This window comes from Rhodothermales bacterium, from assembly GCA_017643395.1.
Taxonomy (GTDB): domain Bacteria; phylum Bacteroidota; class Rhodothermia; order Rhodothermales; family UBA10348; genus JABDJZ01.
The window spans coordinates 1-25,736 of the sequence record JAEPNP010000001.1 but is presented as its reverse complement, the minus strand read 5'-3'; the positions used below and the strand labels follow the sequence as shown (position 1 = coordinate 25,736).

The 25,736-nt window shown below is 63.8% G+C and carries 21 protein-coding genes; 4 read left to right on the top strand and 17 right to left on the bottom strand.

Annotation, left to right across the window (positions count from 1 at the left end; all coding sequences use genetic code 11):
* Positions 1-9: 9 nt before the first annotated feature.
* From JJ896_00105 to clpX, 13 genes are all read right to left on the bottom strand, one after another.
* On the bottom strand, positions 10-654 hold the full coding sequence (locus tag JJ896_00105) for a hypothetical protein (protein ID MBO6778028.1): 645 nt from the start codon (positions 652-654) through the stop codon (positions 10-12).
* Positions 651-1,229, bottom strand: coding sequence for a hypothetical protein (locus JJ896_00100; GenBank protein MBO6778027.1), 579 nt, complete (start codon positions 1,227-1,229; stop codon positions 651-653). The genes JJ896_00105 and JJ896_00100 overlap by 4 nt, the downstream gene beginning before the upstream one ends.
* A complete protein-coding gene (locus JJ896_00095; GenBank protein ID MBO6778026.1) occupies positions 1,226-1,954 on the bottom strand; it encodes a class I SAM-dependent methyltransferase in 729 nt (242 codons plus the stop codon). Before JJ896_00095 ends, JJ896_00100 begins: the two co-directional genes overlap by 4 nt.
* Entirely contained in the window at positions 1,954-3,195 is a 1,242-nt protein-coding gene (locus JJ896_00090) for a 4-hydroxy-3-methylbut-2-enyl diphosphate reductase (GenBank protein MBO6778025.1), read from the bottom strand. The genes JJ896_00095 and JJ896_00090 overlap by 1 nt, the downstream gene beginning before the upstream one ends.
* A 12-nt stretch (positions 3,196-3,207) precedes the next feature.
* Entirely contained in the window at positions 3,208-4,338 is a 1,131-nt protein-coding gene (gene tgt, locus JJ896_00085; protein MBO6778024.1) for a tRNA guanosine(34) transglycosylase Tgt, read from the bottom strand.
* A gap of 1 nt (position 4,339) precedes the next feature.
* Positions 4,340-4,924, bottom strand: coding sequence for a hypothetical protein (locus tag JJ896_00080; protein ID MBO6778023.1), 585 nt, complete (start codon positions 4,922-4,924; stop codon positions 4,340-4,342).
* On the bottom strand, positions 4,921-5,994 hold the full coding sequence (locus JJ896_00075; protein ID MBO6778022.1) for an MCE family protein: 1,074 nt from the start codon (positions 5,992-5,994) through the stop codon (positions 4,921-4,923). Before JJ896_00075 ends, JJ896_00080 begins: the two co-directional genes overlap by 4 nt.
* A 33-nt stretch (positions 5,995-6,027) precedes the next feature.
* Positions 6,028-6,768, bottom strand: a complete 741-nt coding sequence (locus JJ896_00070) for an ATP-binding cassette domain-containing protein (protein MBO6778021.1) — start codon at positions 6,766-6,768, stop codon at positions 6,028-6,030.
* Positions 6,765-7,571, bottom strand: coding sequence for an ABC transporter permease (locus JJ896_00065; GenBank protein ID MBO6778020.1), 807 nt, complete (start codon positions 7,569-7,571; stop codon positions 6,765-6,767). The genes JJ896_00070 and JJ896_00065 overlap by 4 nt, the downstream gene beginning before the upstream one ends.
* A 25-nt stretch (positions 7,572-7,596) precedes the next feature.
* On the bottom strand, positions 7,597-12,561 hold the full coding sequence (locus tag JJ896_00060) for a translocation/assembly module TamB (protein ID MBO6778019.1): 4,965 nt from the start codon (positions 12,559-12,561) through the stop codon (positions 7,597-7,599).
* Positions 12,561-14,705 (bottom strand): BamA/TamA family outer membrane protein, encoded by a 2,145-nt coding sequence (locus tag JJ896_00055; GenBank protein ID MBO6778018.1) that lies wholly within the window; start codon positions 14,703-14,705, stop codon positions 12,561-12,563. The genes JJ896_00060 and JJ896_00055 overlap by 1 nt, the downstream gene beginning before the upstream one ends.
* A complete protein-coding gene (locus JJ896_00050) occupies positions 14,689-15,636 on the bottom strand; it encodes a YihY/virulence factor BrkB family protein (GenBank protein MBO6778017.1) in 948 nt (315 codons plus the stop codon). Before JJ896_00050 ends, JJ896_00055 begins: the two co-directional genes overlap by 17 nt.
* A gap of 514 nt (positions 15,637-16,150) precedes the next feature.
* On the bottom strand, positions 16,151-17,425 hold the full coding sequence (clpX, locus tag JJ896_00045; protein MBO6778016.1) for an ATP-dependent Clp protease ATP-binding subunit ClpX: 1,275 nt from the start codon (positions 17,423-17,425) through the stop codon (positions 16,151-16,153).
* A 197-nt stretch (positions 17,426-17,622) separates the two neighbouring features.
* On the opposite strand from clpX, the gene JJ896_00040 reads away from it, so the two are divergent.
* From JJ896_00040 to JJ896_00030, 3 genes are read left to right on the top strand one after another with little or no spacing between them, the layout of a single operon-like run.
* Positions 17,623-18,561 carry an RsmB/NOP family class I SAM-dependent RNA methyltransferase gene (locus JJ896_00040; protein ID MBO6778015.1) on the top strand — a complete coding sequence of 313 codons (939 nt, stop codon included), beginning with the start codon at positions 17,623-17,625 and terminating at the stop codon, positions 18,559-18,561.
* Between the two features lie 40 nt (positions 18,562-18,601).
* Positions 18,602-19,219, top strand: coding sequence for a methyltransferase domain-containing protein (locus JJ896_00035; protein ID MBO6778014.1), 618 nt, complete (start codon positions 18,602-18,604; stop codon positions 19,217-19,219).
* The gene (locus tag JJ896_00030) at positions 19,216-19,908 is read left to right on the top strand and encodes an NAD(P)H-binding protein (GenBank protein MBO6778013.1); all 693 of its coding nucleotides are present in this window, start codon (positions 19,216-19,218) and stop codon (positions 19,906-19,908) included. The genes JJ896_00035 and JJ896_00030 overlap by 4 nt, the downstream gene beginning before the upstream one ends.
* A 2-nt stretch (positions 19,909-19,910) precedes the next feature.
* On the opposite strand, the gene JJ896_00025 is transcribed toward JJ896_00030, so the two are convergent.
* The 3 genes from JJ896_00025 to JJ896_00015 are packed head-to-tail and all read right to left on the bottom strand — an operon-like array spanning position 19,911 to position 23,322.
* Positions 19,911-20,744: an EcsC family protein gene (locus JJ896_00025; GenBank protein MBO6778012.1), complete on the bottom strand. Its 834-nt coding sequence runs from the start codon at positions 20,742-20,744 to the stop codon at positions 19,911-19,913.
* 36 nt (positions 20,745-20,780) lie between these two features.
* The gene (locus tag JJ896_00020; GenBank protein MBO6778011.1) at positions 20,781-22,676 is read right to left on the bottom strand and encodes a hypothetical protein; all 1,896 of its coding nucleotides are present in this window, start codon (positions 22,674-22,676) and stop codon (positions 20,781-20,783) included.
* A 1-nt stretch (position 22,677) separates the two neighbouring features.
* The gene (locus tag JJ896_00015) at positions 22,678-23,322 is read right to left on the bottom strand and encodes a deoxynucleoside kinase (GenBank protein ID MBO6778010.1); all 645 of its coding nucleotides are present in this window, start codon (positions 23,320-23,322) and stop codon (positions 22,678-22,680) included.
* 190 nt (positions 23,323-23,512) lie between these two features.
* On the opposite strand from JJ896_00015, the gene JJ896_00010 reads away from it, so the two are divergent.
* A complete protein-coding gene (locus JJ896_00010) occupies positions 23,513-24,415 on the top strand; it encodes a c-type cytochrome (protein ID MBO6778009.1) in 903 nt (300 codons plus the stop codon).
* Positions 24,416-25,052: 637 nt separating this feature from the next.
* Here JJ896_00010 and JJ896_00005 read toward each other — a convergent pair.
* A partial coding sequence (locus JJ896_00005; GenBank protein ID MBO6778008.1) for a transposase occupies positions 25,053-25,736 on the bottom strand: 684 nt, incomplete at its 5' end.

Sequence of the window (25,736 nt, the reverse complement as noted above, 5' to 3'; positions counted from 1 at the left end):
CACGCCGGGTCAGAATTCGCTTTCGTCCCGCCATCGCAAAAGCTTCCAATTCGCGGTGGAGTCCGCGCGGCCCAGCAGGAAGTTGACATTGCCGTCGCCCCGAAAGACATCACCCTGCTCCAGGGTAATGGTCAGGTTGAAAGAACGGACGATGCGCTCCTGCCGACCCGGATCGAACACATCCCTGGAGAGGATCTGATTCCACTGCAGGCGAATCAGACTCGCGTTCGCAAACAGGCGCCGGGTGGTCTCCAGGTCCTCGACAAAGCCCCACTCCCGGTCTACCTGAGCGTCGAAGTCGCGCCATACGAATACGAAAGACGAATCGAGCAGCGGTTCGTAGAGGGAGAGATCCCGTAGTTCGTATGCGTTCTGGAAGTTGGTGAAGAAGCCGTCTACGGTGGTCGGATCGCCGAGGAGGTCTCCAAAGGCCGAGCCTTCCTCGAGGGCGGGTGCGAACGGATTGCAGCCCGCCAGGACTAGCAGAAGGGGGAGCAGCGCCCGTGCCTCGGGACGCGGCCCGGGGCTCGCATGCCCGCGGAACCGGCGCCGCCGGCCGGCAGCTGCAGCGCGTCGAGATGGACAGCGCCGGCCCCGGCGACATCGTCGCGATCCAGGCGGCCGGGAGCCCATCGCATGCCGCAACCACGTCATTTCACAAACTCCGCCTTGAGGTCACTCCAGGTCGGGGAGGCACCGAGCTCCTGATCGGTCCACTCAGCAAGCTCCCAGAGGCCGTCCGCGCGTTGCCGCATGATCCAGATCAGCCGACCCTGAAGGCGAGTGGGTACGTCGGGTCGCCGGTGATTCGCCGTCAATACATAGGTCGCGTCCAGTTGAAACGTGGTCACGTCCACCACCGTGAGCGAGCGGTCGTTCAGCACCAGGGCATGCCCCACGTTGTCTTGCGCGGCTGCGACCAGGGTGGAGAAATACTGCTCCTCCTGGGATCGCCCCCAACCGGTCCAGATGGCGTCTCGCGCCTCAGCCGTGGCCGTCGGGCGGTACACCAGCTCGGTGGCCAGCGACCGGCGGTAGTTCAGCGTGTTCAGCTCCGCCACGGCGTTGACCAGGTTGTCGATCACCTGCTCCGGCGCGTCGGGCTGACTGAACGTGCCGGACTGCGTCTCCGGATCCTCAGGCTCCCGGGCCGTGAAGAGGCTGCACCCGGCCAGTAGCACCAGGAACGGCAGCACAAGCCGGCCGGATGCGCGCCCAAGCCCGATCATGCCCGCTGCGCGAGATGGATCAACCGGGGCAATCCCGGTGCAAACGGATCCCCGTCATAGTTTCCTAGCACGTCGACGACCTCCAGTCCCGCAGCGTCATACAGGCGCTCAAAATCGGATCGACCCAGGAGCGCCACACTCTCCTCAAAGGCGTGTGAACCTTCCTCGGTCTGGAACTGGATGCGCTTGCGAATCCGCCCATCCTGAATGCGTCGGGACTGACGCACTTCCCACTGGCCGACGGTCCGCACATCGGCTGCTACCAGGTGACTGCGCACGTATTCAGCATTCAGGAAATCCTGTACCAGCCAGCCGTCACGATCCAGGCTGCCGGCCATGGCGTCGATCGCGGCCTGGTGCTCGCGATCATCCTCGAAGTAGCCGAACGCCGTAAACAGATTCACGACGAGGTCGAAGGCCTCCGGCACGGGTTTGCGCATGTCGCCTCTCAGGAAACGTACCTGAACGCCGGCCTCCTGTGCCCTTTGCTCGGCTTTCTCCAGCGAGCGCTCTGAGAGATCCAGGCCGGTCACTTCAAATCCGCGCCGCGCGAATTCTACCGCATGCCTTCCGCGACCACAGCCTACGTCCAATACCCTGGACCCGGCCTCCACACCTGTGCGGTCGATGATCAGGCTGACCAGTCGGCGCGCCTCATCCTCGTTTCGGTTCTGGTAGAGCAGCTCGTACTCGTCCGTGTCAAACCACTGCTCGTACCAGGCCATCACGCAGCAGGGCTATGCTCTGCCAGCAGAGGCGCAAGCGCTTCCTCCGTCGTGACGGAGTCGGGGTACCAGCCGACGATTTTCCGGATGATGCCGTCAATCAGCACGTCCGGACACGAAGCTCCGGCGGTGACCAGCACGTCCAGCGGTCGCTTGTCGGGCAGCCAGTCCGCGGTTTCCAGGTGTTGCTTGGCAGGGTAGTCGAAATGCCGGATCCGGTCGCGATCCAGCGCGTCCGCATCGCCCACGAAGTAGGTGGGCATGCGCTGCTCGCAGAGTTCGACGAGATGGCTGGTATTGGACGAGTTGAACCCGCCCACGACCACGGCGACGTCAGCACCGTCCGCAATGAGCGCTTTGGTGGCGTCCTGATTCTCGTTGGTCGCGTAGCAGAGCGTATCGCTGGTGTCGGCGAAATGGTCGGCCAGCGCGGCCTCTCCATAACGTCGGATCATGGCGTCCCGAAGGAGCGCGGCGATCGCAGCAGTTTCGGTGGCCAACATGGTCGTCTGGTTGACCACACCGATGCGCCTCAAGTCCTGTTGGGGGTCGAAGCCTTCCGAGTAGCGCTCCGGAAACACTTCGGAAAACGTTGCGGGATCTCGTTCCCCGAGCACGAATTCCGCCAGCGTCTGCGCCTCCTTCAGGTCGCGAACCACCACCACAGGCGCCGACTCCTTGGCATGTGAAAACGTGGCGCGAGTCTCCTCATGGTAGCGTTTGCCGTGCACCACAATGGAGTAGTCCTTGCGTCCGATCTGTGAGGAGCGCTTCCAAACCTTCTCCACAAACGGACACGTTGTGTCGTAGGAGGCCAGATCCACCCCGCGCGCTTCCAGCGCAGCCTTCACCTCCAGGGAGGCACCGAAGGCAGGGATAATGACCACATCCTGGCTGCCCAGGGTGTCAAACGGGATCAGCTGCTCGCCGGTTGTCGAGCGCAGGAATTCGATCCCCCGAGACCGCAGGTCATCATTGACGTGGGGGTTGTGGATCATCTCCGAGAGCAGAAAAATCCGCTTGCCGGGATTCTCGCTGAGCGCTCGGTACGCGATCTCTATGGCGTTCTCGACGCCATAGCAGAAGCCGAAGTGCCGCGCCAGTTTTATGCGCACGGGGCCAAAGTCCAGCACGCTGGGCGCCAGATCCCGCTTCCGCGGGTCCGCCAGCCGGCGGGCCTGCTTTACCGCCGAGACAATGGGGGAGCGATAGAACTCCGGAACGTCAAAACTTCTCGCCATGGGAGATCCAACCTACAGGCGGGCCGTCAGATCCGGCAGCACGTCGTTCATCCACGCCGCGTAGCGATCCTCCAGGATGGCCTGTCTGGCCTCCCGCATCACCCAATGGTAGAGCGCCAGATTCTGCATGGTCGTGATCCGAATGCCCAGGATCTCGCCGCTCTGGATGAGATGGCGCGTGTAGGCCTTTGTGAAAGCCTGTGATGCGTAGTGATCCAGGCCCGCATCGACTGGCTCAAAGCAGTCTTTCCACTTGGCGTTACGCATGTTCATGATGCCGCGCGTGGTGAAGACGCTCCCGTTCCGGCCGTTTCGCGTGGGCATGACGCAGTCGAACATGTCGACGCCGCGTGCCACATTTTCGATGAGGTTCTCCGGCGTGCCGACCCCCATCAGGTAGCGGGGCTTCCCAGTCGGCAGCACTTCGTTGACGACCTCGACCATGTCGTACATCTGTTCCGAGGGCTCGCCCACGGAGAGTCCGCCGATGGCATACCCGGGGAAGCCGATTTCCAGCAGCTGCTCGGCCGACTTGCGCCTCAGATCCGGATAGACCACGCCCTGTACGATGCCGAAAAGCGCCTGGGAGTGCCCGTAGAGCGGCTCCTGTGCCTCAAAGTGGTCCTTGCAGCGCCGGGCCCATCGGATGGTCAGGTCATTGGACTCATCCGCATAGGTATGCGTGGCGTCGCCAGGCGGGCACTCGTCGAGCACCATGATGATGTCCGCCCCAATCGCCCGCTGGATGTCCATCACGGCCTCGGGCGAGAACATGTGATAGGAGCCGTCCAGATGGCTCTGGAATCGCACCCCTTCTTCCGTCAGCTTGCGGATGTCCGAGAGCGAGAATACCTGGTATCCCCCCGAGTCGGTAAGGATCGGCCGGTCCCAGTTCTGGAAGCGATGAAGCCCGCCGGCCTGTTGCAGGATGTCCGTGCCGGGACGCAGGTAAAGGTGATACGTGTTGCCAAGGATGATCTGCGCCTGGATATCCTGTTCCAACTCCCGGGGCGAAACGCCCTTGACCGATCCCACGGTGCCCACGGGCATAAACACCGGCGTCTCGATGACCCCGTGATCCGTCTCCAGCCGACCGGCACGTGCCCCCGTACCGGCATCCTCATGCTCAAGCACAAACCGCATATCAGGCCACCTGAAGGGCCTGCCGGCCGGTGGCGACACGTGCTTCCAGGCGCTCCATGAACAGCGGCTGTTCTTCGGGACGGATCCCCAGAATGACTACGCGGCCGTCCTCGAGCCGGAGCAGAATGACGTGGGCATGGCGGCGGGATACAACGCTGGTCGTCCCCGCAAAGCGGCGGTAGTGGGACCACCATGTTTCCCGGGCGATGCGCTCCGCGCGCTGCACGTGCGCCCAGTCAATGCGCTCGAGCTGCCGGTTTCTGCGCCGTACTTCCATGCCGCCGTCGTCCAGGGTGACCCGGTGCGCCGGTTGCACGCCGGCCCCGATCAGCATCAGCACGACAGCAAATCCACAGCTTTGCAGCACCCAGAAGCGGTCTGCCGCGGCGGCCTCGGGCGGGCCGTCGAGGTTGATCCACGCCCAGGAAACAGCCACCACGCCGACAAACACGGCAAGTGCCCCCACCGCGGCGACGTAGTACAGAGCCTCGGCTCGCGAAGCATCATGCACCCGGGCGCGAACGGCGCGTCCAAGCAAAGAGTACCGGGGGTTGAACCTGCCCGGAATGTCGAAGCGGTCCGTCACTGGCCTCCCTGAGCGCCGACGGCCGACAGCGAGTCCAGTCGACTCTGGCGGGATTCCAGGCGCTCCTCCCAGAGCATGAGCTCCCGTTCCCGCTCCTGGATCTGGCGATAACTCTCGGAAATGGCGCGTTCCCGGATCTCGAAGGGGGCCTGTTCCAGGTGGCCTCGCTCCTCGAAGTAGCGCTTGAACAACCAGTTGTGTTTGGCGGCTTCCATGAGCTCGGCAAACCGGTACGTCCCGAGTGCCCCCCAGCTGGCAGCATTTTCGGCCATTTCGGAGATGGTCTGCAGCTCTTCCGCAATGGCCTGAAGCGTATCGGCGGAAGCCAGGAAGGAGTCGTAGATGGCCGGGTCGTTCAGCAGTCGCGCCAGGGTGCCGTCGCCGGTCTCGACTTTCTGCAGCACTGCTTCGAGCGAAAGCGCCGCGCGGTCCGCCACATCCACGAGCAGGTTCGCGGTGGCGTCACCCGTCGCGGCCAGGCTGCTCATGGCATTCCGCGTCTCGTTGGCTGTCGCCACCATCTCGTCATAGAGGCTGGGGTCGTACACGATCTTTCCGAGCGTGCCCTCGCCTTTCTGGATGTCGAGCATGATTTGCTCAAAGGACCGCGCCACTTGTTCGAAGCCGCGCACTGAAGCGATGGCCTTGTCGCTGATCTCGAACAGATCAAACGGGTCGACCCCGATCAGGAAGTCGTTTTCCCGCACCGTCTCGCCGGGCTCTGGCGAGGCGACCAGCACGATGATCTGGTCGCCGACCAGCCCATCGGACTTGATCTGGGCCTGGGTCGTGGTCCGGATGAGGTGGGAAGCCCGATCCGTGATCGCCATCGTGACCACAATCGGCTGTGCTGGCTCCGGTGGCAGCTGCACTGCCGAGACACGCCCAACCGCGATGCCCTGGTAAGCGACCGTCGCGCCCGGCTGTAGTCCGGCTACACGCGAATAGCGAGCCCGGACGTTGATCGTGTCCGCGAACAGGAACGTGCGGTTGCCGATGGCGAAGATCGCCAGGAGCAGAATCAGGGCACCAACCAGAATGAAGGTGCCGAGCCGGATGTTACGCGTCATGGTGGGTCAATGGGCGTGCGGGACAAACCCGTCCTATCCAAAAAAGGTTCGGAGTTCGGGCTTGTCGGAGCGGCGCACTTCATCCAGTGTGCCGTGCTCCAGAATGGAACCCTCATGCAGGAAATTGACGTAGTCTGCAGCGATTTCGGCGCACAGGAGGTCGTGGGTAATCGCGATGCTCGTCATGTCGAGTTCCTCGCGGAGTCGCACGATCAGATCCGACACCATGCGCACGGATATCGGGTCCAGGCCGGTCGTGGGCTCATCGAAAAGCATGATGTCCGGATTCAGGGCAATGGCGCGCGCGAGGGCGATGCGCTTCTTCTGGCCGCCGGACAGGTCTGCGGGCCAGGCATACATCTTGTCCACGAGGCCGACCCAGGTGAGCAATTCTTCGATTCGGTCCGCACGCTCGGCGGGAGTCATGGACGTGTGCCGATCCAGCACGAAGTCGAAGTTTTCCGCCACTGACATCGAGTCAAAGAGTGCCCCTCCCTGAAACAGGTAGCCGATGGATAGCCGCACCTCATCGAGCTCTTCCCCGTCCAGGAGATCCATGCGTTTGTCGCGCACCCAGATCTCGCCACGGTCCGGCTTCAGAAGCTGCACGATATGCTTGATGAGCACGCTCTTGCCGGTGCCGGAGCCGCCCATCACGGCAACCGTCTGTCCGTGAGGCACGTCCATTGTCACGCCGCGCAGCACCACGTTCTCACCGAAGGCTTTGTGCACATCGATCATGCGCACCACGGGACCGTTGGTCTCGGCGCTCATGAAGCGACGTCCCCGAAAAGCAGGAGGGAGATGCGCACCACAATCACATCCGCGAGGATGATCAGTACGGACGACGCCACGACCGCCTGCATGGCCGCCTGACCCACCGCGCGCGTGCCACCACGAACGTGGAAGCCGAGGAAGCACGAGACCAGGCCCACCAGTCCGCCGAAAATGGAGGTCTTCATGGTGTCCACGAACAGGTCCGAAAAGCGAATGGTCGTGAACGCGGTGTCTATGAACAGGCGCCAGTCCGTGCCCGCAGCCAGGAGCGACTCGATATACCCCCCGAATAGTGCCAGTGCGTCCGTCCAGATGGTGAGCACCGGAAACATGATCACACACGCCAGGACTCGGGTGGTGACCAGATAGTTGAGGGGCCTGAGGGCCATCACCTCGATGGCGTCAATCTGTTCAGTGACCCGCATGGATCCGATCTCCGCACCGATTCCGGCGCCCAATCGTCCCGCCAGAACCAGGGACGTCAGCACCGGCCCGATTTCCTTGATCACAGACAGGGCCAGCATGTTGGGAAGCATGGCCTCAGCGCCAAACTGGACCAGCGTGCCGCGGCTTTGCATGGCGAGCACGGCCCCGATGGCCAGGCCCGTCGTACCGGTCAACAGGAAGGAGCGCGTGCCGACCTCGTCCATCTGTCGGAGGAGTTCACGCACTTCCCAGGGCCGGCGGAATCCGTCCTTGAGAAACGTGCCGATAAACGCACCGAATTCGCCGACGCGTTCCAGGAAATGCGCCAGATGCTCCCGGCGGTCCTGGGGTCGTATGGTGAGACGCAGTGCCATCAGGCCTGCAATGTCTTGAGGATGATCAGAATGCGCGCTCCCACCGGAGATTGACCCGGAGTACGGTGCCGCGGCTCAGCAGCGAGATGAGTATGCTTCGAACGAGTTCGTATTCCAGGGTGACTTCTGTGGCGTCGGAAGAGGATCCCGTACCGGATGTGAGGGAGATGGGCTGACTGACCGAGACAAAGAAGCGCGGAGACACATATTTGCCTGCCGTCAGCATGAGCCCTGCAGATTCGTCCTGCTCGATCTCAACGACATCCAGACCAAGGTTGGAGCCGGCGAGATTCTCCACCAGACCCGTAATCGGTCCGACGGCAAGCCCCGCAGCCGACCTAAGGTAGTTCTCGGACGAGGTGCCTCCGAATTGCAGACTCTCACTGGCGGGGCGGCCGGTCGCGATGTAGGAGACAATATCCGACAGTTCCATGGGGGGATCGGACTGGAAACTCACGGTCAGGTCCTGCGGAGAGCCCGAAGCCTGCAGCCGAATCGTCACTTCATTGCTGTTGCTGCCCCTGGAACGCACGTTGTAGACGGCCGCCAGGTTCATGTCGGGTTCGTCCGCCGGGCCGTTGAAGGTCAGCGTGCCGTTCTCGATTTCAAACCGCCGGCCAAACTGCTCGATGCGACTGCGCTCCGGCAGTACCTCGATCGTTCCGAAAACCCGCGGGTCGCTGAAGGGAGCCTTCGACACGTCCAGGCTGCCGGTGAATTGGATGTCCATGGCGGGATTCGCCGACGAACGCAGCCAGGTGTTGCGGGTGAGGTCCACGCGCAGGTCCTGGATGCGCATGGCCTCGTAGAAGTCAAACTGGGTGGTGTCTGATGCGCTCAGCCGAATCCCGAATCGCTGCTCCAGGGTGAGGAGGTCCTCGGTCGTCAATGTGACCGGTTCGAAGGCATCGGCAGAGGTCTCATCCGTGAGTCGGAATTCGCCCTGAACCACACGGACCTGCCCGCCGAGCACCGGGGTCTGCGTGTTGCCTCGAAGTGAGAGATCCGCCCCGACGATGGCGCGATACTCGGGGGACTCGATGGCGAGGAACTCCGCGGCTTCTATGGCCAGATTGAAATCTCCAAGCGAGAGGTCCTGGAGGGCCACGGTGCCGGACGCCGTCGCGAAGCCCGATCCGGACCGCACGCTGGCCGAATCCACCTGGACCGCATCGTCCTGGAAACTGAGGTAGACGTTGGCTCTGTCGTAGACGAGGCCGCTACGCTGCGTTCCCAGCGCGGGCATGCCGACGCGGCCGTCCTCGAGCGCCGCGCCTCCAGCCAGCCTGGGCTGCCCGAAGGTGCCGCGAATGAGCACGTTGCCGGTCAGGCGGCCGCCCAGATCATCCACGAGCGTCGGGTCAATGAAGGGTTGCAACCAGCCGATCGGCAGGTCTTCTGCCTGGATGCGAAGGCTGACGGGCTGGGCCGACAGGTCGATGTCGGAGAGGGAGAACGGCACAAATCCGCGGACAACCGCATCGGAGCCCGTCACGTGAACCAGCCGGCCGTCTATGTTCAGCATGCGGTCGCGAAGGGCGATGCGCGCATCGATCGATCCCACATCCGTGCTGCGATGGCGAAGTCCGCCGGATATCGTGCCGCTCACCGAACGCGGGGAGCCGTCTCCCTGCGAAGTGAGGCTCAGGGTTGCGTCCAGGTCGCCCCCGAAGCCTGCATACCCAAACAGCTCGGCGATCGCGTCGAGCCTGACATTCGAGGCTGTGAAGTACATCTCGTCGCCGCTTTCCGTGCCGGCATATCCCCCGACGGCGATGCGCTGGGAGTCGGCCTCCACCACAAGACCGGACAACTCGACCCCGTCCTCCAACACGACGTCCGCAGGGGCAGCCAGGCTCCAGGAGGCGCCGGGCAGGTCCGCCTGCAGCGTTTCGATGTGGAAGCGGTCGAAGGAGGTGTTGGCCCCAGCCTGAACGGTCAGCCTCTGCGATGCATCCAGGCCGAGTCCTGCGGCCAGGGACAACGAATCGTCGGCAAGGGTCAGATCGAGCGATGCGGTCTCCGCCGATATTGACGGAAGAGAGAGCTGATTGGCGGTGACCGAAACGTTGGCGGCCTGCGGCTTCAGTTCTGCGCCAAGCTCTGCGGAGCCCACCAGGCGGGTTCGGGAAAGGTTCAGCTCGCCCACCCGCAAGCCTCGAGCTGTCCCTTCAGCGGAAACCTGGAACTGCCCCGGGCGACCGGAACCACGAACCGAGAGGTCGACACCAACCGTTGCGATCTGCTGGCCGAACAGCGCTGTGATGGGGGATACGTCGCCGCCGCGGGCCGTGGCCTGCAGCGTGTATCGCTCATCCGCCGCATCGGCTCCGACGGGTAGTCGGCCTTCAATGGTGGCGCGAAACGGGGTCCCCCGCAGCCTGAGGTTTTCGACCGCGAGCACGCCGTCCTGCCAACGCAGTTGGCCGCGGGCCGAATCGATCCGCACATCGTCATACTCCCACTCGAGGGACGTGATCTGGCCGTTCACGCTGCGGGACGGCGAGGTGAGCCTTGTGCCGGCGAGCGTCATCGATGTCGACAGGCTCGATGTCAGGGAGTCGAGGCCGGCCAGTCGAAGAGCATCGACGTCGGCTACGTCCAGGCGCCCGGTGAACTGATCGTCCGCGCCGTCCAGGGTGCCGGCGGCAGTGATGGATCCCGTGCCCACTCCGAGTCGAAGGTCAACCCTGGACGAATCCGGGCCGTGCCGCACGGTCGCCCGGCCGTCGCCAATCCGGACCCCGTTGACGGAACCTTCGCCGAGGAGGAGCTCGGCCTGTATTGCGGAGTCCCGCAGGGTCCCCCGCGCACTGCCGGACAGGCTGGTTATGGGTGCCTCGGGAATCAGGCGTTGCAGGTTGATGCCGGCGAACTGCAGCGAGTCCAACGCAACGGTACCGGTCCCGGGAGCGCCCGATCCACGCCAGGAGATGCCACCGTCTCCCAGTCCGATCTCACCCGTTGTGGCAAGCGAGTCGCCGCGGAGCCGAAGGTCGGCGTCGGCCGAAGTGATCCACTGGTCGTTGACGCGCGAACTGTCGAGCGCCACCGCCAGATCGGTCTCGACGGGTCCAAACCTGCCGGAGACAGATCCCGTGGCATTGGTGCGCAGGGCCTCCAGGTCCGCCGCGTACGAAGCATCCAGGTTCGAGAAGCTTGTCTGCCGGATCGTGCCTTCGGCGCCCGTTCCGGCGAGATCAAACCGGGCGCTGCCGCCACCGCTCCAGAGGCTGCCGACTGCCTGCCAACGTGCCCCTTCGCCGGACACGTCTGCGACCAGCGAATCGAGCCGATACGAGTCGTACCGCGTGTCACCCAGGGCGGCTTGCGCCGCGTACCGGGCCGCTTGTCCGCGGGCGGTAACGGTGCCGTTCACCACGCTCTCGGTGGTGTCTCCGAGGACACGCATGAGCGGCAGGTCGGTCATCGAGAGTCGCTCGAGGGTCCATGACCCGGAAGCAGTGTTGTAGCGTCCCGACCCGGTCAGGCCGCCCTCACATGCGCTGAGTTCAATTCGGGCATTCAGCCGGTTCGCCAGTGCGCCGGCGTCCACATCCCCGGAGACTGCACAAGGCCCCAATTGTGTGTCGGCCAGGGTCGCATCGAGTGTCCACGAATCACCCGTGAGTCGGCCGTTCAGGGAAGCGCGCGCATTCACCAGGCCGGAGAGTCCATCGTCCGTGAACGCGGCCGGATCCCAGCCCGAAAGGGTCGCCCGAAGTTGGGCCGGCAGCCCCTCAGCAAAGGGCTCCATGGTGCCGGAAACTTCCGTGTAGCCGCCATTGATGGTGCCCGTCAGGTCTAGCCGCACGACCCCATTCCGCCAGACCTGATCCACATCCAGGTCTTGCAGCACCGCGGTGCCCCATCGGAAGGACGGCGCCTCCAGTGACGCCGATCCGGTTAGGGAAGACCAGTTCTCGCCGGCGAGGTCGGCCTCCGCGCGCAGTTCCAGTGGGGCGGCATCGTTCACGGCGGGCAAGAGCCTTTCCAGCTCCAGGTTCGTGATGGCGGCCGACCCCGTGAGCGCGGCCGGTCCCGGCTCGGGAAGGGAAGCGGTCACGTCCGCCTGAATGGACCCTCCCGCGAGGCTGCCATCCAGCACCAGGTTGTGGCTCCGGCCCCTTGAGTTCAGTCGGGCAACGAGTTCGATCAGTTCTCCACCGGCCAGGGCGGGGTAGAGCGGCCTGATGTCGTCCGTGTGCAGTGGTGTGGCAAAGAGCGTGAATGCGGAGGAGTCGGGCGCCCAGGAGTCACCCCCAATGCGGCCGGAAGCCCGCACCAGCGAGCGGCTGGTGCCGAGAAAGAGCGTGTCCAGGCGCACCCGAGATCCTTCAATCGCGGCTTCCACCCAGAGCTCGCCGGGCACGCCGGAGACCGGGTCACGCAGCCTGGCGGACAGAGAGTCGATGCGCAGGCGCAGCTCCGGACGCGTACCCAGCGCCTGCAGGTCCAGGTACAGGTTGTCCGCCGCCCAGGTCCCGACGCTGTCGTCCACCACAATGGAGGTTCGACTCAGCCGCAGTCGGTCCAGCCGTACGTCGGCGCTGGTTGTGTCCCCCCCGGCAAAAGGAGCCAGGAGATCGATGGCTCCCGTGGTGTCCGTGGCCGCTGTCGCAGACAGGCCGGCAATATCCAGGTCGTAGAGGCGAATCTTGCCAAGCAGGGCCGGCAGCAGGCCAAAGGTCACCCGCACGCTGTCCGCGCTCACCCGCACGCTGCCATCGGGGCGCGTCAGCCGCAGGTCAGTCACGCCAAGCGTGCGTACGATGGATCCATGAACGGCGTCTACCGTGAGCTGGGCGTCCTCGTACGGATTCACTGCCGAGAGCACTTTCTTGACCACCCACGACTTGACGGGCGGAGCCTGGACAAGGCCGACCGCGAGCAGGATGAGCAGGAGGACCGCACCCACGGTACGCCCGCTCCACTTGGCCGTCCGGCGGGCGTACCGCCGCGCTCTTCCCGGTGTGCGTTGCTCCGTCATCAGAACGCCCGGGTGATGGACAGGTGCACGTTGAGACGACGCCACTGCCGCTCATTCGGTTCGGGGGCAAGGCCGCGATTGAACAGCACCCTGTCGGCAGGCTTCTGCAGGTCCGTCTGGTTCGGATTCAGCTTGTAGGCGAGGTCCAGCCGCACGGCGCCGACCGGGGTCTGCAGTCGCAGTCCTGTGCCGGCCGCCCATCGCAGGTCAGACAGGCTCGGAAAGGCGCCGTCGCGTACCAGCGGCTGGCGATTGGCATCCAGCAGTATGCGACCGTCCGCATCGCGGGCGACGCGTGAAGGAAGGCCGCCGAAATCCACGAAGGTTGCCGCCCGCCAACTCGAGCCCAGCAGAGGAGCCGGGAAGATGAATTCGATGGAGCCGGCAAGCTTGCCGAGACCTCCGACCGCCTCGAATCGGGCGTTCTGTACATCGAACGTACCGTCCGCGTTGGCGATGACGGTATCGGCACGGGCTATTTGGGGACCGATGGCGTTGAGACCCCAGCCCCGCACGTCGTTCGCCCCGCCGGCGTAATAGCGGATGTCGTCAAACCGGAACTCGGTATCGGGGTCGTTCTGGTCGCGACTGGGGCCGGTCGGTACAAGCCTGCCGACACGCAGGGTAACCGCGATACTGCTTCGGCGCGTGATCGGGATGTATCCGAATGCGTCCAGCGATCCGCGATGGTAGGCGATGTCGTTGGGCAACAACGTGCCCGCCAGTTCGGCGGATGGGCGCACAATCCAGCCGCGCCGAGGATTCAGGTAGTTGTTGAGTCTGCCGGCCGTCACGGAAGTCGCAACCACATCGCGCGAGAAGATGCCCAACCGGCCCAGCGATGTGTTCTGATCCAGTGGCTCGGCCTGAGAAATCCTGTACTGGAGCGTTACCGCCCGGAACGGCAGCACCGTGTACAGGAGTGACGGAGTGACGCCCACGCGGCGATAGTGCGTGTCCTGGTTCTGGTCGTCGAGCACGCTGCCGTCCACACCGACCGTCAGGGACAGATTGCGCCGGAAGAAGAAGGGCTGACTGACCGATACGCCGGCCGTGTACTCTTCGACGGGAATGCGCTCTGCCGGCGGTGTGGCCAGTCGGCCCGTCTGTGCTGATCCCGAAATCGAGAACTGCCGCGCATCGCCCAGGAAATTCCGGTGGCGCAGCGTTGTACCCGCCTCGAGACCGTCCTCACGGGAGTAGCCCGTCTGGATCTCGAGGTACCGCGGACGCGCCTCACGCAGTCGAACCAGCACCGTGACGGTGGAGTCACGTGTCTGGTCCGGTACCTCAACCAGGGCAACCCGGAAGAGATTGAGGCCGAACAGGCTGCGCTGTCCTGCCACAAGATCATTCTCCGAGAACGTATCCCCTGGTGAAAAGGGCAGCTCCCGGGTCACTACATGCCGGTCCACGGACTCGATACCCTCGACCCGGATGGAATCGATGACAGTTGGTGGCCCCAGATTCGCGCGCAACGAGAGATTGACCTGGCTGGCGGTTGAGTCCACCTGCAAGTCGGTAGCCACATCGGCAAACGCAAAGCCACGGTTGCGCCAGAACGAGCGTACGCGAGACTCCAGCTGCAGGCGCTGGAATTCAGTGAAGCGGTCGCCGATTTGCAGGGGTGCGCGCTCCAGGAGGTTCTGCCATGCTGAGGAGTCGGTGCGGGCGATGTCGTGCGAGGTGCGAATGTCCTTGCTCGCCACGGCAAGCGGTGGGCCCTCGTCCACGTTGATGATGACCCGGATCCGGTTGGTTTCATCCCGGAATTGCGAGGCCGGGTAGTCGATTCGGGGCCGGAGGAAGCCGTTGCGCTCGTAGTAGCGGCGCAGGCGGGCCATGTCCCGCTGCAGTTCGACAGGGTCGAATCGGTGGAAGTCGGGCTCGATGAAGGGGAGGAAGGAGAACCGCCGCTTCAGCCTGTCGCCGAAGGAGGGACCCTGCGTGACGATTTGCGCCGCGAGCTGGTCCTCATCCATGACATGCCGCCCCAGGAATCGGAAGTCCACGGATCGGACGCGGGTGTCCTGATCCACCAGACGCAAAGCGTCCTGAGCCTGGGCTGCCTGCGGAGTGCCCAGCGTCAGCCACAAACCAAGGATCAGTAGTGCAGTGCCCGTCGGCTTACAGATCCCGCGCATGGGTGACCATTTCGGAGGAGGCAGATTCTACAACGATTTCGGGGGCAGCGAGTCCTTCAGGCCCTTCCCGGTGCAGGCGCTCGTAGAGCAGGGCAACCAGAGCACCGAGGCTCATCACGAGCCCGGAATAATAGGCCCACAGGACCACGAGAATGATGAGCAGGAAGGTGTCGTCCAGCGCCGCCCTCCAGCCGCCGTCGAAGCCGAAGTTCGCGGCATAGACAGTGACTCCGGTCTTGGCGGCTTCCCAGAGTAGCGCTGCCGTGACTGCGCCGGCGAGCGCCGCCCGTTTGGGTGGGCGGGGTTTCGGGATGAACCAGTAGAGCTGAAAGAACATCGCCACCGAGAGCAGCACCGGCAGGGCGTACAGGGCGCCCTGGGCAAGTGCCCCCCAAAGCTCGGCGATGAACGTGCCGTCTACGCCGAGTTGGTCCGGGGCGGACCTGCCGGCCGTCTGCACGAAGATGGTGACGGCCACGGAAGCCAGCAGCAGGAATCCGGTCTGCAGCGCCATCTGCAGGTCAAACAGATAGCCGCGCAGGATGGATCGCTGCTCGTGCCAGTCCTCGTTGAAGATGTGGTCGAGCACAACGCGGAGCGTCGTGAACAGCGTCACGGATGTGATGACGATGCCAATGCCGCCGATGATGGTGAATCGGCCCGAGGACTCTTCCAGTGTGGCCAGGAAAGCAACCAGCTCATCGGCCCCGTAGGAAGGGAAGAGGTCGCGCACCGCCCGCTCGATGTAGAAGAACGGTCGGTCCGCCTGCAGGAAGAGCCCGACCAGGCCCGTTCCGAGCAGGAGAAAGGGCACCAGGGCGATCAACACCTTGAAGCCAACGGCCTGCGCCCACAGGAAAACCGGCTTGTCCCGCAGTTCGCGGACCAAACCGGTCAGATAGTAGCGCAGATATAGGCTGTGACCCTCCATTCAACTCTGGAAACGCGGTGGAGGACGGGCTTGGTCCGTGGGCATCCGGCAACTCCCCGAGAATACGACGGGGGTGGCAGCGGTTTCTCGTGGTGGGGCTGGCGGGTTTCTGCCCGCCCGCGGGGGGGGGGGGCGGCTTTCTGATCGCCCCGGCCGCGATGAGGTCGGCGGCGCCCGGGGCGGTGCAGCACGTCCCGGTCCGACTGGCCGGGCGATGGGGTCGTCTCACGCCCGGGGCCGACAACGAAAAACGCCCCCATATTCCACATCGCGGCGGAAGCGAACTGGCGGCGGAGTGGGAAATCGGTCCCGTTTTACATGTTTGCGTTCACTTTTTGGCCTCCGAGGTGGAATACCGCCCCCCGATTACACTCGCGGCCGAATTTGCAGGCTCCGCGGCGGCCGGGACGATGCCGCGGCCGCCCCCGCCGAGCCGCAACGCCACACCCCCACAAAAAAAAGGCCCCGCCGGCAATCCGACGGGGCCCTTCAGGCTTGAAAGCTCAACAGCAGGTCAGGCCGAAGCTTTGCGCTTCTCGAAGACGGGCTCGTCCTGCTTGTGCACGGTGCCTTCCGTGATTCGGCACACGGCGACGTCCTGCATGGAGTGGATGTCGAACATGATCTCCAACATCGTGTCCTCCAGCACACTGCGAAGACCGCGGGCACCCGTGCCGAGTGCTTTGGCCTTGGCCACGATGGCTTTGACCGCATCGTCCTCGAACACCAGGTCCACACCATCCATGGCGAAGAGCTTCTGGTACTGCTTGATGAGGGCGTTCTTGGGCCGCAGCAGGATGTCTACCATCGCCTCCTCGGAGAGCGCATTCAGTGCGGACACCACGGGGAGCCGACCGGCGAGTTCGGGAATGATCCCAAAGCGCAGCAGATCGTCTGGCTCGACGTACTGGAAGATGTTCGGATCATTCTTGTCGTACTTCTTGCCAGCCTCGGCCATGAAGCCGATGGTGCTGGTGGAAATCCGATGTGCGACGATCTCTCCGAGTCCATCGAACGCGCCTCCGACAATGAACAGAATGTTCGAGGTGTCGATGTTGATGAGGCTCTGCTCCGGATGCTTGCGGCCGCCCTTGGGCGGGACGCCGGCCACCGTGCCTTCGAGAATCTTCAGCAATGCCTGCTGAACACCCTCTCCTGAGACGTCGCGCGTGATCGAAGCATTGTCGCTCTTGCGGGCGATCTTGTCGATCTCGTCGATATAGATGATGCCGCGCTCCGCTCGCTCGACGTTGAAGTCGGCTGCGTGCAGGAGGTGGGCCAGAATACTCTCCACGTCTTCCCCCACGTAGCCGGCCTCCGTAAGGGCCGTGGCGTCTGAGATAGAGAACGGAACGTCGAGAATGCGGGCCAGCGTACGCGCCAACAGGGTTTTGCCGGTGCCGGTGGGTCCGATCAGCAGGATGTTGGACTTCTCCAGTTCGACATCTTCGAAGTCGGGGTAGAACCCGTCTCCCTCAACACGTTTGTAGTGGTTGTAAACCGCTACGGAGAGGGCCTTCTTGGCGCGCTGTTGACCGATGACGTACTCATCGAGCGCTTCCTTGATTTCGAGAGGTGAGAGTCGGCGTCCAGCCGATGGCCTACGAGCAGGCGCTGCAGACGGTGCAGGCTTGTGGGTAGTGAGGTCGCTCCGCACGATGCCGGCGGCATCGTTGATACAACGGTCACAGATGTAAACATCCGGCCCCGCCACCATAGAGGTGACCTCGTGGGCTGTGCGACCGCAGAAGGAACAGCGGATGACGTCTTCGCCGCGTCGATTCGCCATAGTTAAAGTTCACACGTTAAGGTTGCCAGAACGCGTGGCCCACAGTGTGAATGAGAGCCAGCATGGTACATATATCGTTCCTCAGGGACAACACTTAACCGGGTGACCCCCTTGAAAACCATAGTCTCAAAATGAGGCGGAAACATGGGCTGGAATCGCGGTTTTGCTGGCAAAACAGCCGTAAAAAAGTTCATCGCATGACCCCTGAATCCGGGTTTCCGGAGGCCTTCGTGCGCCGCCTTGATACCATCCTTCCCCCCGGGATTCTACGAGGGACCGTGGCCGCAATGGCAGGCCCCCAGGCGGTGGGCTTCCGTGTCAACAGCCTTAAGGCCACGGTGGACAAGGTGCTGGCGGGCCTGCCTGTAGACGCCGAACCCTTGCCCTGGTTGCCGGGCGCGTTTGTCGTGCCGGCGGGCCACCGGCAGCCCTTGCTGGACAGCGACGCATTCGCCACCGGTGCGATCTGGATCCAGAATCCGTCCAGCATGATCCCACCCGTGGTCCTCGCGCCGGAGGCCGGTGAGTCGGTGCTCGACCTGGCAGCTGCGCCTGGCTCCAAGACCCTGCAGATTGCATGTGCGATGGGCCCCGGAGCCGATATCGCCGCGGTGGAAGTCGCGCGGCCGCGATTCTACAGGCTGAAACGGAACCTGAGGGCCCAGGGGGCGGCTTGGGTAAAGACGTTTCACCGGGACGGCGTCACGGTGCCGCGTTACCGCGCGGACCATTTTGATCGCGTGCTGATCGACGCTCCGTGTTCGACCGAAGCACAAATGCGCCCCGACGATCCCGCGTCATTCGCCCATTGGAGCGAGAAAAAGGTGCGCACCATGGCCGGCAAGCAGCGCCGGCTCTTGGAGGCCGCGGTGCGATGCGCGAGACCTGGTGGCGTGATTGTCTACAGTACGTGTTCGTTTGCGCCCGAGGAGAACGAGATGGTGGTGCAGCATGTGCTCGAATGCTTCGGCGATGAGGTTGCCATCGAGCCCATCGCCCTGGACATCCCAGGTCGGCTTCCAGGACTCCCCGGCTGGAAGGATGCCGAGTTTGACGGATCCCTCAGTCGGGCGATGCGCGTGCTGCCGGACGGCGTGTATGAGGCGTTCTTTGTCTGCCGACTGCGAAAGCGGTGAGGGGCGAGGAACCTGTCGACACAAGCGGGGTGGTGCCAGCATGACGCAGGACACTCGGGAATCCCATTGGAACCGCATCTTTGACGAAACGGAGTCGACTCGGCTCGGCTGGTTCGAAGAGGACACGTCGCCGACGTGGGCCATGCTGGACCAGATCGGAGACTTGGGTGATGCTACGGTCCTGCTGCCCGGAGCCGGAACGAGCCAACTGGCGCAGGAGATGGAGTCGCGAGGAGCGCGCCTGATTCTGAATGACATCAGCGGATCTGCGCTGGACCGGCTGCGCAACGTGCTCTTGGGGACCCACCGCTGGTTGAACCAGGACATCGCCCAGCCCCTTCCTGATGACATCGTCGATGTGGACCTCTGGGCGGATCGGGCGGTGCTGCATTTCCTGACCGAGCAGGCGGCCATCAAGGCGTATTTCGACAACGTGCGCAGGGTGGTGCGATCGGGCGGCCATGTCCTGCTGGCGGAGTTCGCTCGGGATGGCGCGACTCGATGCGCCGGGCTACCCGTCTACCGATGGGACGTCGATGAAATGGGGTCTCGATTCGGCCCCACCTTCAGGTTGGTGGATTACCGGCATCACACCTATTACAACCCGAACGGGGATCCACGACCGTACGTCTACGGTCTCTTCCAGCGCGCGACATGAAAGCGTTCGTAGCTGGGGCGACAGGGTACACGGGGCGAAACGTGGTGGCGTCTCTCCGCGACCGCGACGTCCACACCGTGGCCCACGTTCGGCCGGGATCGCGCAGCGCGGAGGAACTGCTCCCCGAGTTCGATGAGGCGGGCGCGCAGGTCTCCCGCGCGGAATGGAGTCCAGAGGCCATGCGAGCGGCCTTGGGCGAGGCGGAGCCGGATCTGGTGTTTGCATTGCTTGGCACCACGTCCAAACGTGGCAAGCGGGATGGGAGCACCTACGAATCCGTGGACTATGGCCTCACCGTGATGCTGATCGAAGCCTGCGAGGCCCTCGATCACGCACCGCAGTTTGTGTATCTGAGTTCGGCCGGCGCCGGAGGGGATCGTCTCAACGACTACCTGCAGGCCAGAGCGCGTGTCGAGGAGCGTTTGGCACGCAGTCCCCTGAACGCGCTGATAGCCCGTCCTTCCTTCATCACGGGAGAGGACAGGCCGGAGGATCGGCCGGCTGAACGCATCGGAGCCCTGGTGGTGGACAGTTTGTTGGGTGGCCTGGCGGCCTTGGGATGGACCGGACCACGCGATCGCTACGCCTCCATGACCGGTCCGGAGCTTGGAGAGGCGCTGGTCAGGCTGGCACTCGACGGAAGATCGGCGGTGTTTGAAGCGGACGCGATCCGTGCAACCCTGGACTAGGTCTACGCCGCCAGCACCTCCGGCCCGTACTTCTCGACCAGAAACCGCTCGCGGTAAAGGTGGAAGGCCGCATCGCACACTTTTCGGGTGTACAACACATTCAGGCCGGCCCCGACAGCCGCTCCAGCCACGGGCACAACCTGGCTCAGCTTGCGCCCCGTGAGGTTCATTCCAATGGCACGGGCGATGCGCTCAACAGCCTCATTGAAGCCCATCTGCTCGATGGCGCTGACGCCGGTTGACGTGGCGACTTTTTTCACGACCCGATAAGCGGGCTCGACGGCAAGTTCTTTTGCCGTGTCGGAACTCGAAGCCACATAGTCCAGGATCTGAAGTGCGTAGAGTCGCTCTTGCTGGGTCTTGATGTCGAAGCCGCAGTAGGTCGCATACTCGCCGGCCGCGCGAAGATTCAGGGCGACCAGCGCCACGATGTCCGGCACAATTCCGGCGAACCCGGCGAATCCGGTGGCCGCACCTTCCGCCCCAGCCAGGGAGACATACTTGGCCCTGAGCCCGTTCGTGGCCGAGTCCACGGCTTCCAGGTCCAGCTGCTTGATGTCGTTCAGGGTCGCTACCGGCGTACCATAGCGCGCATATTCCTTCAGAATGCCATCCTGCCAGACGGAGTCGTGGCTGATTTCATTGGTGAGGTCCAGCAGTCCCGTGACAATGTTGTCGATGGTCCACTCGACGCCGGGGACCTTCTTGGCAAGATCCGTCGCGCTGCTCCACGCGTCGCTCATCCGGCCGCGCACCTTGGCCATGAATCCGGTAGAGGGCTGTTTCCAGTCTGCGATCTCGCGGACTACCTGTTGTTCGTATGCGGAAGGCTGCATGGGCGCCTTATACGACCATTTCTCCGAAGGTTGTGCTCAATTCAGAATGGGCCAGAAGACCGAGAATCGCAGTCGCTGCTCCGGGTACGGGTAGTCCGGCACAAACTGGTTGCCCGGCGTGATCACGGTCCCGCTCATGAAGTTCTCCAGGGACACAGTGATGGTTGCTTCGCGGATGTGAGCAATGATTACGAAGTCCAGCACCATGGACTGTTCGATGGCACGGGAGTCAGCCTGCGGCAGCACCAGCAGGCCGGTGTCGGGGTGCAGACGCATGCCGGTGTGCTCGGTCCACCCGCGCCCCTGGATAAAGAAGTCGCCGTCCAGATCTCCCTGGAAGAAGAGTCCTTTGAAGCCCAGGGCAGCCTTCGCAAAGTACTTGGGCACAGCTTCCTCCAGCAGGGGATCGACAGTCGGCGCCACTCCGGAGAACGTGCTGCCCGTGGCCTCGGCCCAGAGATAGAATCCGCGCCGAGTGAACTCGCGCAGACCCAGGCGGGCCGTGGCGCTGGTCCTGGTGTACAGGCCTGAATAGTTGAAGACAGTGATCGTATCGGCTTGCGCATCGCCCATACGCAGCAGGCCATCGGTGTTGCGCGTGGCTGCCACGGATGCCATCAGGTGGAGCCAACCAGGGCGTAGGGAAACACCGATCTCATCGACCGCCTGACGGCCCGAAACCGAGGCCTCGAAGGGGGTCACGGTGCCCCCGAATCCGTGCACGTCCATGGCGGAATGCAGCGAGACCCCGTTGCGACTGTGGATGAACGGCCGAACCACACCCGATTGCCACTGGAGGTCGGCCGCAAAGACCGGCTCTGCGCGCACCCCTTCTTCCAGGTTGCCGTCGCGCCACCCCGTGTCGAACGTGAGCAGTCCCGCAGACCAGGACAGGCGGCCCGCTCCGATTCGATGACGTCCCGAAAGAGAGCTCATCACTTCCAGGCGGCTGTCGGGTTGGCGCAGCCAGCCTTCGCGATTTGGATACGTGTCCAGGTGCCCTGCGGCCCCAATGGCAAAGCGCCCGAACAGGCTCTGCGAGATCTCGGCACCAAAGCGGGACACACGCACCGCGGCGGTGTCGGCGTTCGCGCGGTCCCGGAATGTGAGGGTGGAGACAGTCCAATACGGGCGCAGGGTCAGACCAAGTCGCGGCAACGCAGCCTCAGCCCAGAGGTCGTTGCGGGAGAGCTGACGCTGGTCATTGGAGTTTCGCGTGGAGGCGCCCAGTCGCTCGTAGATGGACCGGTAGCCGAAGCTCTCGAAGGGCACGACGCCACCATGAGCACCAACCCGATGACGATTGAACATCTGGCCCAGCTCCAGGCGGAAGCGATCGCTCTCGCGTTTGACACGGAACAGCGTTTGTCGTTTTCGGCTGAGCTTGCTGCCTTCGTACTCCCCACGCGCGCCCGCGCCGGCGTAGCCGAAGAGGTACTGAATCCGGCCCGCCGTGCCTGCCCGCCGGGTTTGGGCGTGTACGACGGAAACCTGTTGCAGGCCCGTATTCGTCGAGCGATACACCATTTCGGTGATCGGCTGCAGTTCCTGGTACGGCGCGAGTGCGCCACGCATGCCCTCCGGACGACCGATGACCAGGCCTTCTCGATCCAGCGAGAGCAGCTTGTCGTAGGGCAACAGCTCGTACAGCGGGCGCCCGGTCACCGGGTCGTTGAAGCTGATGCTGCCCAGCTGGAGTCCCACCTGCATCGGGTCCAGTCCGTAGGGACTCCAGGCATCAGGCCATCCGGGGGTCCCGAAATCATAGGTCCAGGCACCTCGCTCGAGGCCAAGGCGTGCCGGAGTGTCTAGGTAGGGCAACCTGGGCGGCCGCGTAATCGGCTCGTGATCCAGGGAGTCGGCCTGTTGCGCGGAAACGGGCGCGGGGCCCATCGCCAGAATCCATATGAGGAGGGCCGGCAGCGCGCGCACGCTACTCGGGGAAAAGACCGAACAGGCGGCTCTCGATCCGCGATATGATTTCGCGCTGGTCTTCTTCGACATGGACGAAATCCAGCTCATCCACATCGATGATGAGCTTCGGACCCAGGTCGTAGCGGTCTACCCAGTTCTCGTAGTGCTTGTTCAACCGCTCGAGGTATTCGATGCGGATGGTCGTCTCGTAGGCCCGGCCGCGGCTCTGGATGTGTCGCACCAGGGTAGGTACCGAAGCGCGCAGGTAGACCAGCAGGTCCGGCGCCTTCAGGTACGACGTCATGATCTTGAACAGCTCCGTGTAGTTCTCGAAGTCGCGCGTGGCCATGAGCCCCATCTCATACAGGTTGCGCGCAAAGATTTCGGCGTCCTCATAGATGGAGCGGTCCTGAATAATCGAATGCGGAACTCCCTCGATGCGCCGCTGATGGTTGAACCGGCTCGAGAGGAAGAAGACCTGCAGATTGAAGGACCAACGCTGCATGTCCTCGTAGAAATCACTCAGGTATGGGTTGTCGTCCACCCGCTCGAACATCGCCTCCCACTTGAAATAGCCCGACAGGAGCCGGGTCAGGCTGCTTTTGCCGGCGCCGATGTTTCCGGCGACGGAGACGTACTTCTTGGTGTTTTCCAGAGGGGACATGGGCTGGGGTTAGGGCGCCCGAAAGTACGGCCTGAGGCGGGTCGAAGGGAGGGAAGGTTGTTGAAGACCTCCTCGCGCCGACGAGCGACCACGTAGAGCCGCCTTCTCCGATCCCCCGCAGGGGCGATGGGCGGATTGACCCCAAACCAGCCGTGTGCTAGATAGAGGGTTCCCCTGACAGCCCAGAACCATGAAACGCTTCCTCAAATGGGCCGGCGCCTCGGTGCTCGGTCTGGTCGTGATTCTGGTGGCCTTCGTCGGCTACCAGATCTACTCGTTCAACAGCTACATGGAGTCACCGGTTGAGGCACCGGCGGTGGACCTTGTGGCAGTGGCGGATTCCGCAGTCCTTGCGCGAGGCGCACACATTGCCAATTCGTATGGTGGCTGCGCCGGCTGCCACGGGCCCGATCTGTCCGGCGGGATGGTGGAGGACATGGGACCGCTCGGTGTGATGATTCCCTCCAACCTGACCACCGGCCAGGGTGGCGTCGGGAGTGAGTACTCAGATGCCGAATTGGCCCGCGCCATTCGGTACGGAGTGCGCAAGGACGGTCATTCCCTGTTGTTCATGCCGTCCGAAGAGCACGTGTGGTGGTCCGATGCGGACCTCCAGGCCGTGGTTTCCTACGTACGCAGTCTCCCACCGGTGGACGCGCAGCGCGAGCCCTCTCAGGTAGGCACGCTCGGCAAACTGATCACGAAGTTCGGCATGATGGAATTGCGCAGTGCAGCCCAGGCCGCGCACCTGGATATGGGAACTGCCCCCGATCCGGAGCCCACGGCACGGTACGGGGCCTTTCTGGCGCTTTCATGCAAAGGGTGCCATGGCCAGGGTTTGGCTGGCGGTCCGATTCCCGGCGCGCCGCCGGATATGGCTGTGCCCACCAACCTCACTCCCCATGATACCGGACTTGGCACCTGGACCTACGACGACTTTGTTCATGCCATGAACACCGGGCTGAGGCCCGACGGCAGTCAGATCGACCCCTTCATGCCGACCGAAGGCTACGCCCGCATGTCGGACCTCGAAAAGACCGCGATGTGGGAGTATCTGCGCTCGCTTCCGGCGACGGAGTTCGGCAGGCGCTGAGTTCGGGCCGGGGCGGAATCGACGCGCACCTGCTCCGCGGCGCTTGGCGTGGTGTGATGCGGGGGTGCTATTTCGCCCTGGCGCCGGCGCGCCGGCCCGCCGCCATCGCGCCCCGCGGGCCGATGTCGCAGGCCCCGATGGCCCCAGCGCCGCGCCCGTTCGCCGCGCCCCGCCTCGCCGGTGCCGCGCCCAGCCGCGCCGCCTCAGCGCCCCGCGAGGCCCAGAACGCGCCCCAGCGCTCGGTAGGTGTAATTGGGGGGTGCTATTCCACGTCGGCGCGGTTTCAGCGCTCGGCGTAGTGTAATGCGGGGGTGCTATTCCACTGCGGGGCGATTTCAGCGCTCCGCCAGGTGTAATCCGGGGGCGCAATTCCACTTTCGGGGACAGCGGCGCCCCGCCGCGCCGGCCCGTGTCGATGGCGCAGCCGCGCCCCAGCGCCCAGCCAGGCCCCGAACGCGCCGCAGCGCTCGACCAGGTGTATTTGGGGGGTGCTATTCCACGTCGGGGTGGTCCCAGCGCCGGGCGTGGTGTAATCCGGGGGTGCTATTCCACGTCGGCGTGGCTCCAGCGCTCGCCGTAGTGTAATCCGGGGGTGCCATTCCACTCCGCGTGGTCCCAGCGCGGCGAAGAGTCAATCCTAGTTGAAACTTTCGTCAGCGAGGGGCTCGTTTTCGGCGGGTGTTTCTGAGTTTGGGATCTGTTGTTGGAGGGCTGCTCTAAGCAGGTCGAGGCTTTGCCAGCCCTCGATTCGGTTCATCTTTTTCTCTACCTGCAGCAAGCCCATCGCCACCCACCGCTGACGCTGATCCGAGCTCATCCAGTTCTTGACGCGTCCGATGTACTTGGTGAGTTGGCTGTTGAGATTCTCGATGCCGTTGGTGGTCTTGAGGCTCTTGCCCACCTCGGCGAAGACTCCCAGGCGATGGAGCGTCAGCGTCTCTTCCAGCCCTTCCATCAGGCTGCGGGCGGCCGAACGGTTGAGCCCCTCTAGTTCGGTATGGATGGCCATCAAGGCTTCTTTGGCCGCCGGGTAGTCGGTCTTGCGATAGGCCGCTCCCAGACGGCGGCGGTAGATGTCTTGATCCTTTTTGGCCAAGTAGCCGACCACGTTCTCCCGCTTGTGCCACTGGCAGCGCTGAACCTGTGCATGGACGCCGAAGGTCTTCTGAACGGCCTTGTAGAGCCCCTTGGCCCCATCGATCACGCAGAGCAGGCCCTCCTCGAACCGCAAGCCGCGTCCGATCAGGTCGCGGAAGAGGCCCTGGATGGCGATCGCGTTCTCGGTGGTCGACTCAATGAAGCCCAGCGGCTGCTTCCGCCC

Bases quoted from the DNA above. Each gene is read 5' to 3' on its own strand.
- JJ896_00105 (MBO6778028.1), bottom strand. From the start codon at position 654: ATGACGTGGTTGCGGCATGCGATGGGCTCCCGGCCGCCTGGATCGCGA.
- JJ896_00100 (MBO6778027.1), bottom strand. From the start codon at position 1,229: ATGATCGGGCTTGGGCGCGCATCCGGCCGGCTTGTGCTGCCGTTCCTG.
- JJ896_00095 (MBO6778026.1), bottom strand. From the start codon at position 1,954: ATGGCCTGGTACGAGCAGTGGTTTGACACGGACGAGTACGAGCTGCTC.
- JJ896_00090 (MBO6778025.1), bottom strand. From the start codon at position 3,195: ATGGCGAGAAGTTTTGACGTTCCGGAGTTCTATCGCTCCCCCATTGTC.
- tgt (MBO6778024.1), bottom strand. From the start codon at position 4,338: ATGCGGTTTGTGCTTGAGCATGAGGATGCCGGTACGGGGGCACGTGCC.
- JJ896_00075 (MBO6778022.1), bottom strand. From the start codon at position 5,994: ATGACGCGTAACATCCGGCTCGGCACCTTCATTCTGGTTGGTGCCCTG.
- JJ896_00070 (MBO6778021.1), bottom strand. From the start codon at position 6,768: ATGAGCGCCGAGACCAACGGTCCCGTGGTGCGCATGATCGATGTGCAC.
- JJ896_00065 (MBO6778020.1), bottom strand. From the start codon at position 7,571: ATGGCACTGCGTCTCACCATACGACCCCAGGACCGCCGGGAGCATCTG.
- JJ896_00060 (MBO6778019.1), bottom strand. From the start codon at position 12,561: ATGACGGAGCAACGCACACCGGGAAGAGCGCGGCGGTACGCCCGCCGG.
- JJ896_00055 (MBO6778018.1), bottom strand. From the start codon at position 14,705: ATGCGCGGGATCTGTAAGCCGACGGGCACTGCACTACTGATCCTTGGT.
- JJ896_00050 (MBO6778017.1), bottom strand. From the start codon at position 15,636: ATGGAGGGTCACAGCCTATATCTGCGCTACTATCTGACCGGTTTGGTC.
- clpX (MBO6778016.1), bottom strand. From the start codon at position 17,425: ATGGCGAATCGACGCGGCGAAGACGTCATCCGCTGTTCCTTCTGCGGT.
- JJ896_00040 (MBO6778015.1), top strand. From the start codon at position 17,623: ATGACCCCTGAATCCGGGTTTCCGGAGGCCTTCGTGCGCCGCCTTGAT.
- JJ896_00035 (MBO6778014.1), top strand. From the start codon at position 18,602: ATGACGCAGGACACTCGGGAATCCCATTGGAACCGCATCTTTGACGAA.
- JJ896_00030 (MBO6778013.1), top strand. From the start codon at position 19,216: ATGAAAGCGTTCGTAGCTGGGGCGACAGGGTACACGGGGCGAAACGTG.
- JJ896_00025 (MBO6778012.1), bottom strand. From the start codon at position 20,744: ATGCAGCCTTCCGCATACGAACAACAGGTAGTCCGCGAGATCGCAGAC.
- JJ896_00015 (MBO6778010.1), bottom strand. From the start codon at position 23,322: ATGTCCCCTCTGGAAAACACCAAGAAGTACGTCTCCGTCGCCGGAAAC.
- JJ896_00010 (MBO6778009.1), top strand. From the start codon at position 23,513: ATGAAACGCTTCCTCAAATGGGCCGGCGCCTCGGTGCTCGGTCTGGTC.